Source organism: Pararobbsia alpina, assembly GCF_902859895.1.
GTDB classification, from domain to species: domain Bacteria; phylum Pseudomonadota; class Gammaproteobacteria; order Burkholderiales; family Burkholderiaceae; genus Pararobbsia; species Pararobbsia alpina.
The window spans coordinates 1-13,301 of the sequence record NZ_CADIKM010000010.1 but is presented as its reverse complement, the minus strand read 5'-3'; the positions used below and the strand labels follow the sequence as shown (position 1 = coordinate 13,301).

10 protein-coding genes and 5 pseudogenes are annotated in these 13,301 nt (G+C 59.5%); 4 read left to right on the top strand and 11 right to left on the bottom strand.

Annotated features, from left to right (window positions below; translation table 11 throughout):
- Positions 1-42: 42 nt before the first annotated feature.
- From HV670_RS12705 to HV670_RS30980, 3 genes and pseudogenes are all read right to left on the bottom strand, one after another.
- Complete coding sequence (locus tag HV670_RS12705; protein WP_175105145.1) at positions 43-1,275, bottom strand: FAD-dependent oxidoreductase; 1,233 nt, start codon at positions 1,273-1,275, stop codon at positions 43-45.
- Between the two features lie 236 nt (positions 1,276-1,511).
- Positions 1,512-2,123 (bottom strand): GNAT family N-acetyltransferase, encoded by a 612-nt coding sequence (locus HV670_RS12700; protein WP_175105144.1) that lies wholly within the window; start codon positions 2,121-2,123, stop codon positions 1,512-1,514.
- 92 nt (positions 2,124-2,215) lie between these two features.
- Positions 2,216-2,308, bottom strand: a pseudogene (locus HV670_RS30980) (XRE family transcriptional regulator); the annotation flags it as partial.
- Between HV670_RS30980 and HV670_RS12695 the strand changes: the two are divergent.
- Positions 2,303-2,914: pseudogene (locus HV670_RS12695) on the top strand (substrate binding domain-containing protein); the annotation flags it as partial. The pseudogenes HV670_RS30980 and HV670_RS12695 overlap by 6 nt on opposite strands.
- A 27-nt stretch (positions 2,915-2,941) precedes the next feature.
- Here HV670_RS12695 and HV670_RS12690 read toward each other — a convergent pair.
- A complete protein-coding gene (locus HV670_RS12690) occupies positions 2,942-3,826 on the bottom strand; it encodes an alpha/beta fold hydrolase (RefSeq protein ID WP_175105143.1) in 885 nt (294 codons plus the stop codon).
- Positions 3,827-4,284: 458 nt separating this feature from the next.
- Here HV670_RS12690 and HV670_RS12685 point away from each other — a divergent pair, with 458 nt between their 5' ends.
- Together HV670_RS12685 and HV670_RS12680 are read left to right on the top strand one after the other, a co-directional pair.
- Positions 4,285-5,493, top strand: a complete 1,209-nt coding sequence (locus tag HV670_RS12685; RefSeq protein WP_246257318.1) for an AAA family ATPase — start codon at positions 4,285-4,287, stop codon at positions 5,491-5,493.
- Positions 5,483-6,139 carry an RloB family protein gene (locus HV670_RS12680; protein WP_175105141.1) on the top strand — a complete coding sequence of 219 codons (657 nt, stop codon included), beginning with the start codon at positions 5,483-5,485 and terminating at the stop codon, positions 6,137-6,139. The genes HV670_RS12685 and HV670_RS12680 overlap by 11 nt, the downstream gene beginning before the upstream one ends.
- A gap of 162 nt (positions 6,140-6,301) precedes the next feature.
- Here HV670_RS12680 and HV670_RS12675 read toward each other — a convergent pair whose 3' ends face one another.
- The 4 genes and pseudogenes from HV670_RS12675 to HV670_RS12660 form a co-directional block, all read right to left on the bottom strand.
- Positions 6,302-7,279: an SDR family NAD(P)-dependent oxidoreductase gene (locus HV670_RS12675; protein ID WP_175105140.1), complete on the bottom strand. Its 978-nt coding sequence runs from the start codon at positions 7,277-7,279 to the stop codon at positions 6,302-6,304.
- A 183-nt stretch (positions 7,280-7,462) separates the two neighbouring features.
- The gene (locus HV670_RS12670) at positions 7,463-7,870 is read right to left on the bottom strand and encodes a cupin domain-containing protein (protein ID WP_175105139.1); all 408 of its coding nucleotides are present in this window, start codon (positions 7,868-7,870) and stop codon (positions 7,463-7,465) included.
- A gap of 71 nt (positions 7,871-7,941) precedes the next feature.
- Positions 7,942-8,280: pseudogene (locus HV670_RS12665) on the bottom strand (carboxymuconolactone decarboxylase family protein); the annotation flags it as partial.
- Positions 8,250-8,381, bottom strand: a pseudogene (locus HV670_RS12660) (RNA polymerase subunit sigma-24); the annotation flags it as partial. The pseudogenes HV670_RS12660 and HV670_RS12665, both read right to left, overlap by 31 nt.
- Positions 8,382-8,774: 393 nt before the next feature.
- Here HV670_RS12660 and HV670_RS12655 point away from each other — a divergent pair.
- Complete coding sequence (locus HV670_RS12655; RefSeq protein ID WP_246257316.1) at positions 8,775-10,862, top strand: acyltransferase family protein; 2,088 nt, start codon at positions 8,775-8,777, stop codon at positions 10,860-10,862.
- Between the two features lie 120 nt (positions 10,863-10,982).
- Here HV670_RS12655 and HV670_RS12650 read toward each other — a convergent pair whose 3' ends face one another.
- From HV670_RS12650 to HV670_RS31860, 3 genes and pseudogenes are all read right to left on the bottom strand, one after another.
- Positions 10,983-12,002, bottom strand: a complete 1,020-nt coding sequence (locus HV670_RS12650; protein ID WP_175105138.1) for a zinc-dependent alcohol dehydrogenase family protein — start codon at positions 12,000-12,002, stop codon at positions 10,983-10,985.
- A gap of 61 nt (positions 12,003-12,063) precedes the next feature.
- Positions 12,064-12,849, bottom strand: a complete 786-nt coding sequence (locus tag HV670_RS32025; RefSeq protein ID WP_343054425.1) for a DUF1214 domain-containing protein — start codon at positions 12,847-12,849, stop codon at positions 12,064-12,066.
- Between the two features lie 48 nt (positions 12,850-12,897).
- Positions 12,898-13,176 (bottom strand): annotated as a pseudogene (locus HV670_RS31860) (DUF1254 domain-containing protein); the annotation flags it as partial.
- Positions 13,177-13,301 lie beyond the last annotated feature (125 nt).

Here is a 13,301-nt window from a genome sequence, read left to right as displayed (position 1 = left end):
CGCCGATTTCAATTGCCTGCTGTAAGGTTATACAAATTGCCGTTAAGGTCGCGTCAAAATCGCGGTCGAACCGACATCCTCAGCAAAGAAGCGGCGGCGCGCCTCGTCGTCGCTTGGCGTCTCCGGTCCGAGCCCTTGCAGATCCGGCGCACGGCTTGGCTCCTTCGCGAGATGAGGCATTGCGTGCGCGCGTCGCTCGTCGGCGATGGGGCCGGTTTCGTACATCAGCCGGGTGAGCCAGTCTTCGACGCGATGCAGAGCGCCGTAGTACTTGTCGTGCTGTTGCGCGTACGCATGTGCCGCGGCATGCCAGTCGTCGGTCGCGAGCAGGCAGTCGCGCAGCACCCGGACATCGCGCAACGTCAGCGCGAGTCCGCACCATGATGGGTCGCTGGTTGCGGCCGCATCCCCGACGAGCACGACGCCTTCACGATACGGATGATCGACCCAACTGGCGCCGGGAAACGCGGCGAGCGGCCCAGCCACACTGGCGCCGGCATACCAATCGCGGGGCATGCCGGTCTCGACACACGCATCGATGAAGACGCCGACATGCTGGCTGCCGCTGATCGGCCGCGCCCGCTGCGAGGTGCTGGACACAAAATACGACCGAAACCGCTGCTTGCCGAGCGGAAAGAGCAACGCCCCCTGCCCGAGCGGCGGATTCTGAAAATACTGGACCGCGTCGTCCGGCGCGGCGAGACCTTCATGTAGCACGCCAGCAATCACGAGCCGCGCCGGATCCTGATTCGAGACAAAGCCCGCCACGCTGCGCACGATCGAGCGGCGACCATCCGCGCCGACGACCAGGCGGGCCGACACGCGCTCGTCGCGCTTATCCGAGCGCAAGGTCACGATCGGCGCATTCCCCGGCTCCACCGCGACGACCGCCGTACCGCGACGTACCTCGGCACCTGCCGCCTCGGCGGCGTCAAGCAGCGTGCTTTGCATAGAAGGATGGTAGAAGTTGAGGCAACCGCAACGCCCCGGCGTAGTGGCCATCAGGTCGCGGCCATCGCGCGCCACCGACCCGAGATAACGCTTCCACCATCGGATTTCACGCGCTCCGCTCTCGAACAGCAGCCCATCGATACAGAGTGCGCGCGCCTCGACCACGCCCCACGGCAGCATGCCCTCGCCGCGAACGCGATCCTTGAACGATGTCTCGCGCTCGACGATCAGCACGCGGATCCCGTGAATCGCCAATGCGCGACCGAGTGCCGCTCCACCCAACCCGCCACCAACGATGACGACGTCGCAGTTGCCGTTTGCCATATCGATCGATCCTCCACCAAATCGGGGCGCGTAGCTGCGTATTCGGATAGTTATAGACGAGCGGAAGAGGAATATCGCAGTTTTGGGGCTGTATGAGCCAGCCGTGAAGGCTGGTCGTCGCCGTGCTGGCCGCTGTCTACGGACTCGTACTTGCATTCAGCTTTGCGAGCCGGGCGAGGGCATGAGTCTTCCCAAATAGCGGGCGTTCACAGGGAAATCTTGGCGTCCACTTACGGTCAGCGCAGAGAGGGGCGGGCGATTTTCTCTTGCAGCATTGCCTTCACGTCCGGCCACTCGGAATCGATGATGCTGAAACGTATGGAGTTGCGTTTCCTGCCATCCGGCATGATGCGCTCGTGTCGAACAATTCCTTCTTGCTTTGCTCCGATGCGCAGAATCGCTTCTCTCGATTTTTCGTTGAGTTCGTCTGTAGTGAACTGCACCCGGACAGACTGCATGATCTCGAATGCATGAACCAATAGAAGGTACTTCGCTTCAGTGTTAACACCCGAGCGTTGGACTGACTGACTCAACCACGTGTGCCCGATTTCCAGCTTTCTATTCGCACGGTCGATTTTCCAGAAACGCGTGCTGCCAACGAGCAAGCCGGTATCGCGCCTGACGATCACGAATGGCATCATAGTCCCGAGCTGCCGCCCTTCCAATGCGAAAGCGATGTACTTGTCGACGGTCTCCGGTCCCGGAACGACAGTCACCTTCATGTTCCACAACTGACCGTCCGCCGCGGCGTCTAGCAGAGCGGAGGCATGATTCTGGTGAAGGGGCTGGAGTTCGACTGTCTCACCGACCAAGGTGGGTTGCAAAAAATGAGGAGCGTTGTCATTCATGACGCGTCAGTTTTTCGTGTCGAAACGGCAATCATAATGCGCCGACGAAAGTTTCATGGGGTGAATTGTCGGCATTGCTCGACTGGTCAGTTTCAGGCTGCCACGGTGATACCAGCACAATGCGCGAGGCGCGCGGGACGAACGACGATCTCCACGCGCTGATCAAGCGACACAAGCGCCCGCACGTCAACATTGAAGTGTCGTTGAGCGACCGCTACGTCGACCTGCTCGAAGCCGGCGTAGACCTGGCCGTCCGGATAGGGCGTTTGCCCGATTCAGGGCTGGTCGCTCGCCGGCTCGCATCGTGTCGAATGGTCATTTGCGCATCTCCAGACTACCTCAGGCGCCACGGCACGCCGCGTAGCGTGGACGACCTGCGGCAGGCACCGCGGCTCACGTTTAGTGAAGCCGTGTCCGTCGGAGACTGGACGCTTGTCGATGCGAAACAGCGTGCGCACGTTGTCAGTGGTCCATGCCGGATGGCAGCCAACAATACCCAGATGTTGCTTGCAGCAGCGCTCGCCGGAGCCGGTATCGTCTATGGGCCGACATTCGTTTTTGGAGAACAGATCGCGCGTGGGAAGCTCGTCGAGCTGCTGCCGGAGTATCACACGTCGGAACTGGCGATCCAGGCGGTCTATCCGAGCGCACGTCATATGCCTCTCAAAGTGCGCCACTTACTCGACTATCTGGTCGCTGCCTTTGGCGACGAGCCACCGTGGGATCACATCCCGCCACAACGCAAGGTACGCACGCCTCGACCCACGGCGAGTCCGGGCGCGCGCTCATAGGCCCCGAGGCGGTAACACGCACGGATGCTACTGGGTAGCAACGTCGGGGGCTTGACTGATCCCTAGCGGGTTGGAGATTGAGCTTCCGTATCCCATCGTCGCCCGGCGTGTCGGGCTTACTAGTGATCGTGCCGATTCCAGTTCGCCGACAAACTGCCGGATAGTTGTCGCTAGTGCAGAAGGAGCCTCTAGCGGCGAAAGATGTCCGGTGTCCGGCAACACGCACAGGCGAGCACTTGCAATCCGGGGTAGCAGTTCCTTGTGCAATGTCTCTACGCGATCGACTTGGTCCAGTTCGCCTGCAATCACCATGACGGGCACATTGATGGACCCGACGTCGCCCGTGATGTCTTCCAGCATGGCGGCATTGGGCCACGCACCCTTGGCTTGCGGCGCGCCGCGCAGACTATCGATGACGACCTGCTCACGATAGTGTGGTTCAAGCGCGTTCGCTGTGAGTACGTTGTCCAGCACCCACTCGATGGACTCGCGCGAATCGTAGGCTTTAGCCATCGCTGCGCGCTGCTCGTCGGGCAGGACCATCGGAGAAGGCGGTGACGGTGCGACCAGCACGACACCCTCCAGTCCGTTCGGTCGGCGCGTCGCGAGCAATTGCGCTGTTTTCCCACCCATTGAGTGACCGACTACAACGTAGCGCCGCAGACTCAGTGCCTCGATGACATCCTGTGCATCGTTCGCGAGATCGGCAATCGTGTAGCCGTGCACGGGCGCGTCCGAATCACCCCATCCACGATGGTCGGTGGCGATGGTCCGGTACTGGCTCGATAGCTCCGCGACAACGCCGTCCCATGTGCGGGACGATCCGCCCCAATAGTGAAGAAACACCAGTGCCAGTTCGCCTTCCCCCTGGTCCCTGACGTGAATCCTCGTGCCGCTCGTGCGGATATGCATTGCGATGCTCCTTTCTCTAGTGTGCCAACGGCACGGTCGCGAAACGATTCGGGTTGTACCCAAACCTGGGAGCATCTTAGGTTTCGTCGCCCCGCTTGATAATCGCTGTCTTGTTATCGGCAGTCGATCACAAAAAGATCGAATCAAGGCGAGTGCGTCATCTTCGAATCAGGGAAGAAGCCGCTTTCCAATCGGTTGTCTGAGCGACGCCCGAGCCGGTGACCGGCAGCGGCGTTCGCATTTTCCGCGCGTGATCGGCGAAGCAACATACCGATGCAACACTGGCATCACGATGTCGGCGAGCTGTGATCCCATGGCGCTCAACCGGTCGATAACTAAAAATAGATTGAGTTTTCGCGTTTTTTGTGCAAAATCATGAGTAATTCAGGGGGTGATATATGCTTGTCGAGTTTCGGGTCCGAAACTTCCGGTCGATCAGGGACGATCTGTGCCTCAGCATGACCGCGAGCAAAGACAAAGAAAAAAGAGACGCCAACACCGTCGAGACCGGGATAACGTCGCTCCCGACGCTTGTGCGCAGCGCGGTGATCTACGGACCGAATGCGAGCGGAAAGTCCGCGCTGATCATGGCGATGCAGTTTGCGCAGATCGCCGTCAGGACATCGGCTTCATTGATGCCTGGACAGCCACTTAACCAGGCGCCGTTCAAGCTTGATGCGAAAACGTCGGCCCAGCCCTCCGAGTTTGAATTCACGTTTCTGCTCCAGGGCATCCGTTACCAGTACGGGTTCGCGCTGTTACCTGATGGCATCCATGAAGAATGGCTGCTCGTGTACAAGGCCTCAAAGCCCCAGGTCTGGTTCGAGCGAAAGTTCGACAAGAAGACCGAAGCGGATGTCTATCACTTCGGGTCTTCGTTTGTCGGGACGCGCAAGGTTTGGCAGCAGGCAACTCGGCGCAATGCCCTTTTTCTATCGACGGCTATCCAGCTCAATAGCGAGAGCCTCCGACCGGTCTACGACTGGATCGTCGAGCGTCTGGTGGTATTCGGCGCGGGAAGCCAGCCGCCTTTCGAACAATCGACCTCGTGGGCCAGTAGTGCCGTCGAGAAACCAGCCCTGCTTGCGTTCCTCGGCGCCGCCGATGTCGGAATCTTCGATGTCTCGGTGCACAAGCGCAAGCAACATATGCTCAGGTTCGAAGTATCTGACGGCGAGCCCCGGCACGCGGTCTCCGAGGCGGAGGTGAATTTCCCAGTCTTCCTCCACAAGGGACCAGGGGGAGAGGCCGCATTTCAGATGGAAGAGGAATCCGCAGGGACGCAGAGACTTTTTGCCTTCGCCGCCCCGCTGATCGAAGCGCTCAACGCCGCGCGCGTGATCGTCGTCGACGAACTCGACAGCAGTCTGCATTCGTATATCGTTCGCTTTCTCGTTGAACTGTTCCATCGGCCGGCGGGAAGTAGCACTGCGGCGCAATTGATCTTTACGACCCATGACACGTCACTGCTCGATGCCAATATCTTCCGACGCGATCAAGTTTGGTTCATGGAGAAGAATCGTGAGCATGCAAGCGTACTCGTGCCGCTAACAGATTTCAGTCCACGCAAGCACGAGGCGTTGGAGCGCGGATACTTGCAAGGGCGATATGGTGCGTTGCCCCTGACCTCGGATTTTGTGCCCGGAGAAAAACCTCTTGGGACGTGACAACCATCCGCGACAACGGCAAGCCAGACAGCTTGAGCGGAAGAATCCGAAACGCCCGACATACGACCGGATTCTCGTGGTCACTGAAGGAGAAAAAACGGAGGTGAAATACTTCGAAGAGATTCGAAGATTTTATGGCCTGAGCTCCGCACATATCCAAGTGTGTCACAGCCCGTATGGAACCAGTCCGCAACAGGTAGTCGGATATGCCCGCGACCGATGCCTCGAAACGTCTGAATGGGAGCAAGTATTCTGTGTGATTGACCGAGACGATCATCAAAGTTACGTCAACGCACTACACGCCTCGCAGGCGCTCCACCAGCGGCACCGGAACGATCTCGGAGAGCCAATTGCTTTCACCGCTATACCTTCCAATCCGTGTTTCGAATTGTGGCTCCTGCTTCACTTCCAGGCCAACGAGGGCCATATTCATCGCGACGATGTCGTTCGCCTGCTTCGCGACCACATCCGCGACTATAAAAAAGGCCGCGGTGGCACATTTGAGGCGACCATGCCGCATCTCGACCGGGCATATGCCCATGCGGCACGGCTTCGAGCACGCGAAGAGGGTCGAGGAATGACCAATCCGTCCACCTGCGTCGATGAAATCGTCCGGACCTTGTGTGCGCTGCGCGAAGCCGTATGAGGGCAGGGATATGTGTACTTCAGGCGTGACCACAATGCCCGAAGGATGTCGAAAGCCCCCGGCTTCTCCGACAAAATGACTTCCGCATTCCCGCTTAGAGGCGCGAGGGAATCAATACAAGGTACTTTGTCGGAGCGATACGACAGCGCTCGAAGTACAGTGTCAGAACGATTCCCCAACCATCTCTTCACTCTTGCGCCAGAGCGCATCAGCGCTTGCAGGGTCAAGCGCATAGCGTCGAACGCCTTCGCTGACGGGTGTAATGACAACATCGTCGGCAACGATCTCGCTCACATGGCAGTTCTCACAATATCGACCTCCAATGTCTTCGGCTGACGCCACCACTGCGGCCCATACCGAAGTTGCCGCCCCCTGCGGGACGGTCTTGAACTGGAACGGTCCTTTTCCCTCCGACGCAAGCTGATTGTTGATTCCTTCCAGAAACGCCGCCATTTGGCTCTCTTCCATGTGACGCGCGAGTTCTGTTTGAATCCCTCCGGGATGAACTGCGGCTGCCCGCACGCCGCGTGCCCGATGTCGCTGATCGAAAGCAAGCGCAAAAAGAATATTTGCCGTCTTGGCGCGCCCATAGGCAACGAACGGTTCGTAAGGCGTACGCTCAAAGCCGGGGTCGTCGAGGTCCACGTTCGCGAAGCGATGCCCCGACGACGCCAGTGCGATTACTCGACCGCCAGACGGGATCAGCGAGGCCACCCGATTCACGAGCACAAAATGCCCCAGATGATTGGTGCCGAACTGCGTCTCGAATCCGTCTACTGTTTTGCCAAAGGGAGTCGCCATCACGCCCGCATTCGCAATGATGACGTCAAGGGGTTTGCCTTCCTCTTGCAGCTTGTCAGCGCAAGCCCGGACGCTCTCGAGGCTGGTTAGATCGAGTGAAATCAGGTCGATGCGGCCGCCTGCCGCGGCCGAATCGCGCCGCGCTTCATCAATCGCCTCCTTCGCTTTTTCAAGGTTCCTGGCTGCGCCGATAACGCTCGCCCCGTGCGCTGCGAGCGCCCGTGCCGTCTCCACGCCTAGTCCCGCGGAAACACCCGTTACGAGAATTCGCTTGCCGTGAAGATCGACGCCTGAGAGCACGTCGTCCGTCGTCGATGTCGCTCCAAATTTCTTAGTCATTTTCGCCGCTCCACCACAATAAGTTGGACGTCATTCCCAGCCTCGGTTTCGGACTGGCAGCAAAGCGCAAAAAGGCATGGAAGCGCGTGTCGTGGAGTCCATGGCGACTAGACGTATTCGCGCTACCATTTGTGACAGGGTCCGCCGTTTTTTTCAAGGCGGAAGAGCGGCGTGCAGATGCGGTTACTTCTCAGGAACGAGAATGGGCGCGCCCTTGTCCTTCAGCAGCAGCACGATGAACTTGGCCGGCTGCGTCTGGCTTGCATTGTGTCCTACCGTGTGAATATCGTTAGGACCCTCATAGAATGTCTGCCCGGGCGTCAACGTTGCTTCCTTGCCGCCCTTGACCTGCATGACGATCGATCCTTCCAGTACGTAGACAAAAGCATGCGCATGATGCCGATGGACGGGGTCCACGGCACCCGGAGGATACTCGACGGTAATCAACTGAACTTCCTTGCCCGGATAGTCGTCAAGCGGCTGCGTCATCAATGACGCGACGATTGCGGCGGGCGCCGCGGCGTGAGCCACGCCCATCGACGAGCCCACCACGACGAGCAAGGCCAGAGCGCTATTTTTCAAACGATGCATGGTAGTGTCCTCCTGAGTGACGCGGCCCGTCCGTGCGGGCCGACACTGAAGAAACAGCGAAACCCGTCCGCTCAGACGAGGCTCGCCTTTTCGAAACCGGATGCCTTATCGGACGAACCCGGCGCCGTCTTGAACGCGACGTTCGCGCGGTTCCATCCGTTGATGACCATCACTTCGAACGTCAAGTCCGAGAGCTCGCGTTCGCGCGGCGCGAAGAGCGTCGACTCGCGCCACGCCGCAAGGTGATGGATGCGCAGTTCGCGCTCGCCATGAATACGCGCTTCCTTCACGTGCATGTCCAGACAAAATCCACAGCCATTGAGTTGCGACGCCCGGATCGACACGAGATTACGGATCGATTCTTCGATTGTGCTCTTTTTCAGCGGATTGCTGAGTTCGAGAAGCCTGCGAGCTTTTCAGGGTTGCGCTGCACATGGATACGAACGATGCGCTCGCCGTCCGTTTCGAACGACTGTGCTGATTCGAGTTTGCCTTCTATAATGCGCAGCAGCTCTCGACCGTGTTGGCGGAAGGTGAGGGCCACGTCCTGTTTTCCACTCTCTCAAGTCAGCGCATCAAGAGCTGTCACTGCGCTTCAGACTTTTATCTGCCTGCCGTTAACTGAGGACTAATGCGTGCGTAAGACGAGCGCATTGGGCGCCCTCGATCGTGTTGGATGACCAGGGCGAAACCGGAAAACATCTACTTTGCAAACGCCTACCTTGCCGCCCTTGTCGTGGCTGACTAGAAGCTGCGTCAACGAGTAATTGCTGGTACTGCAGCTTCGAAATGGCGAAGTAGCGGGAGCGCGTCTGAGTCGCTCTCCCTGGGGTCCACGAGGTCCGCTTGCGCAGTCGGCTCGGTAGGCCGGAAAGTTCACATGCAAGCAGGGCAGGCCTGCACAATGAAAATGAGTCAAAAGAACATGTCGCCCATCGAGGCGACTGAAACAGGTCGTCCGCGGTATCGGCCTGATATCGATGGCTTGCGAGCCGTTGCCGTCGCGGCGGTCGTGCTCTTTCATGCGTTCCCGCGTCTTTTGCCGGGCGGATTTGTCGGGGTCGATCTGTTCTTCGTGATTTCAGGCTATCTGATCACTCGGATTCTGTGCACCGACCTACAGGCAGGTCGATATAGCATTGCGACGTTTTACGCGCGCCGCGTGCGGCGAATCTTCCCGGCCTTGGCTCTCGTACTCACTACGACTTACGTGCTCGGCTGGTTCTGCCTGTTCAACGGCGAATTCAAGCAGCTTGGCAAACATATCATTGCCGGCGTTGGCTTCGTATCAAACTGGGTACTCTGGGGCGAGGCGGGTTATTTCGACCAGGCAGCCGACACCAAGCCGTTATTGCATTTGTGGTCACTGAGCGTCGAGGAGCAATATTATGTCTTCTGGCCGCTCCTGCTTGCCTTTGCGTTCAAGCGCGGTCGCGTGCTGATCACGATCGTCGGCGTCGCCATCCTTTCATTCGTTTTGAATGTTCTGCTGATTCCGCACCATGCGGCGGCGGCGTTTTTTCTGCCTGGCAGCCGCGTGTGGGAACTCCTCGCCGGTGCGCTGTTCGCGCACTTGCCACAACTGCAAGACCGAAGAGGTTTTCGGATCTTGCTCGCGCCGCAATATCAAAATGTGTTGTCGACGCTCGGGTTTGCATTGTGCATCGGCTCTTTCATCGGGTTCAATTCCCAGCTTGCTTTCCCAGGCTGGTGGGCGTTGTTGCCGGTATTGGGCGCGTGCCTGCTGATCGGCGCCGGTATCGAGGGCTGGGTCAACCAACGCGTACTTGCGCATCCGGTTGCGGTTGGGCTCGGCAAGATCAGCTATCCGCTGTATCTGTGGCATTGGGTCTTGCTGACCTATGCAACGATCATCGCAGGAGGCAATTCGCCCGCATTCGTGCGCAGGGGAATTGTCGCGATCAGTGTCGGGCTCGCCTGGCTCACCACGATCGTGGTGGAACGGCCGGTTCGGTTCGGTCCGTCACGCATTGCCAAAGTGCTCGTGCCCTGCCTTGCCATGCTTGTCGTCGCTTATCTGGGTCAAATGACCTATATGCGAGACGGGCTTGATTTCCGCAAAGGCTATAGTCCGAACGCGGATGTGAATACCGCGAAGCTTGGCGCCGGGCATGAGTTTGTCAAAGCGAGCTGCGGTGTCGCGTCGGCAGATCAGCACCTGTTCCAATTCTGCGAGACCGACAAGCGAGCCGTATCCCACTACGCGGTATGGGGCGACAGCAAGGCCGATGCCCTCTATTGGGGGCTGGTGCGCGAATCGTCACCGGGTCAAAGCTGGACGATCATCGGCCGTCCCAGTTGTGCTCCCATGGTCGGAATGCGCCGCACATCCTCATACGTGGGCGACGATTCGAAGGATTGCGTGATGGCTGATCAGAAGGCCTTGCACGCGCTGATTGCAAATCCCGATCTCGGGACGGTCGTGCTGGTGACCGCGGCGCGTGTATTGACGGGGCAGACGTACGAAAGGACCGGCGACTCTCGCCGCGATCCGTCTGCGGCCCTCGATGGGCTGGACAGTGCGATCAGTGCATTGCAACGTGCCGGTAAACACGTCGCGCTGGTCGTCGACAATCCGACCCTGCCGGATCCGCGCAGCTGCATGGACCGCAAGCCGCTGGCGCTGCACGTCGTGCGAGCGGCATTGGGAGTCACAGCCATCAACGCAAGCGCCAAGTGCGCGATCAGCTATCAGAAGAATCTCTCGCGGACGACTTCTTATCGAGCCGTTATCGAGCAGGTGAAACAACGCCATCCTGACCTGCTGGTTTACGATCCGGCATCTGTGCTATGTGATTTGAAGAGCGGCGTGTGCCCTATTGCGATGAACGGCAAGTTTCTCTACAGCTATGGCGATCATATTTCGGACTATGCAAACGGTCGCATCGCCGACCAGTTTCTGCCCTTGCTTAGACCCTCAGCAATAGCGACATCGCACGATCCATCAACTCGTAACGTTGGTACCAATTGACGCACAAATTGCCGTAATCATCGAGGCGTACGACGCGGCTTTGTACCCCGCCAGCAGCGCTTCGCGGTTTTCGTCGGATTGCTCGCGTTTTACATACACCACGGTGTGACACGGCAAAGCTCAGACCTCCACGAACGTCAGCAGCGGTTTGGCGTCGTGTGCGGCGCGCTCCGCGGCCGTGAAGGCTTCGAGTGCGCGATCGACGGGGTAGCGGCGCGCTGCCGGCGGCTTCAAGCTGCCCGCAGCCATGCGATCGAGCAGGCCGCGCAGCGCTTGGCTGCCTTCACTCACCCCCTTGCGTGCGAGCCACGAGAAGAGGAACCAGCCACGCACCTCGGCACCTGAGTAGACGAGCGCCGGGGCGAAAATCGGCATCTCGAAGGCCGCCGGGTCGGTCTGGCGGTGCGACGACAAGGCTCCGTAGACGAGCAGGCATCCGTTCGGGGCCAGTTGACGCGCAAGCGTGGCGCCGGTGCGGCCGGCGACGCAGTCGATCGCGCTCACGATGCCGTTGCCGCCGGTGGCTTTCTTCAGCTGCTCGGGCCAGCTTTCGTCCGCGGTGCATAGCACGATGTCACCGCCAAGATCCTGGATCTCTGCGACCTGCTCTTCACGGCGGACGAGGTTGACGGTGCGGAACCCCTCCGCTTTCGCGATCTGCAGCACGAGGCGACCGACCGTCGAGCCGGCCGCGCTCTGGACAAGCCAGTCGCCGCGTCCAAGCTGGTGCTCCAACATCGTCATTGCCCATGCCGTCATCGGGTTGACCAGGGCCTGTGCGGCGTCCTCGTCGGAGATCGCCGCCGGTACAGGTATCGCGCGGGCGGCCGGACTGATGACTTGCTCTCTCCAGGTTCCGGGCACGTCCAGCAAAACGACCCGCTCTCCGACCCGCGTGCGCGGCACGTCGCTGCCCACGGCGTCGATGATTCCGACGCCCTCGGACCCGGGCGAGGCGGGCAGTTCGGGCTGACGCTGAGGGGCGAAACGTCCGCGGATGACGTGCAAGTCGGACGGGTTCACGGGCGCCAGCAGCATCTTCACGCGCACTTCAGCTGGCCCGGGCGTGGGCTCGGGCAAATCACGCGAATGGACTACCTCTGACGGCTCGCCGTTATGTTCGATGACCAGGGCCTTCATGTGCTTTCTCCCACCGCGCGGCACCTGACCCGCGAGCGTCATTGAACTTCGGTTTGCCGACTCAATGAGATGGCTGTATATCCGATAGAACCCACGTCTTTTCGAAGTATGCCTGCGTCGGGCCATACAGCCGGAAATAGGTGAACCAACCCTTTCCAGGCAACGTCTTGATCCAGTTCGAACGAGGCTTGCCTTTCGGAGGAACGGGACCAAAATACAGGTCCACAGAGCCGTCAGCGTTCTTGACGATATCGTCTCTCGATGATCTGCCCGGGTAGCTGCCGGTATCGATGAGCGTGCGGCTTTCGTTGTCATACACGGTGGATGACCAGAACTGGGCCACCGGGGCATTCGGTGGAACATGCAGCGAATACTGCTTGCCGCCATCGAGCCACGCGCCGGTGCTGTCCTTCTGGGATTCCAGATAGACTTGGCCAGCGCCGACGATTTTTCCCATCATCCCGTCCGTAACACCCACAGCTTCATAGAACCACGAGGCACGCTCGTCGAGTTGTGTGCGGTCAGGCAACTCCTGATTCGTGTTCTTCAGGAACAGCGAGTACTCCCACTGATGCCCCGGCCACACGGTTGAGCCCGGGAATCGCTTCGCGTAGCCATTTGCCCGCGCCGTGAGTTCGCCGACTTCGACAGCTTGGGTCAGAATCTTCGTTTGGCGTGCGTCGGGCTGGAATGGCTTACCTTTCTCGATGCCAAGTGGCACGAGCATCGCCATCATCAGCCGGTCGCGCTCCTGCACCGGCTCACTGTCAATCGTCTTCGCCAGCAACCGCCAATAGTCCATTCCGCGTGGCTGGAAGGCCATCCACTTCTTGCCTTCGGGAGACACGTGCCTGGCGGGGGGCGGGTTGTCCCGCTGACTGTAAGGGTAGATATTGAAACCTGCGATGACCTCTTTTACCTTGGCGGGGTCCGGGTCCAGCGCACGTTGTCCTGACCAGACGTTATTCGTGCTCGAACGGAATACGTAGTAACCCTCCGGGTGCATGTCCGGGTCGTTCGGCCCGAGTATCAAATACTTGCCGCCCTTGCCCTTGTCCGGCCCGGTCTGGCCAGTGTCGGTGATGGGGCGCTCCCAGAAATCAAGAATGCCGCCTGCTGTCGCGCCCGGAGGAATGACGAACACGAGAGGGCCTTGTTCCGCCAGATTCGGGAAGGCCTGGGTGTAGGCATCTCGTTATACACATCTTGACTGGCGAGTCTCGGTCGCGAAAAAGCGTGTTTACTTTCAATGACATAGAGCGGCGCTTGTAAACTGGCGGCGGATCGCGTTTACTCTCT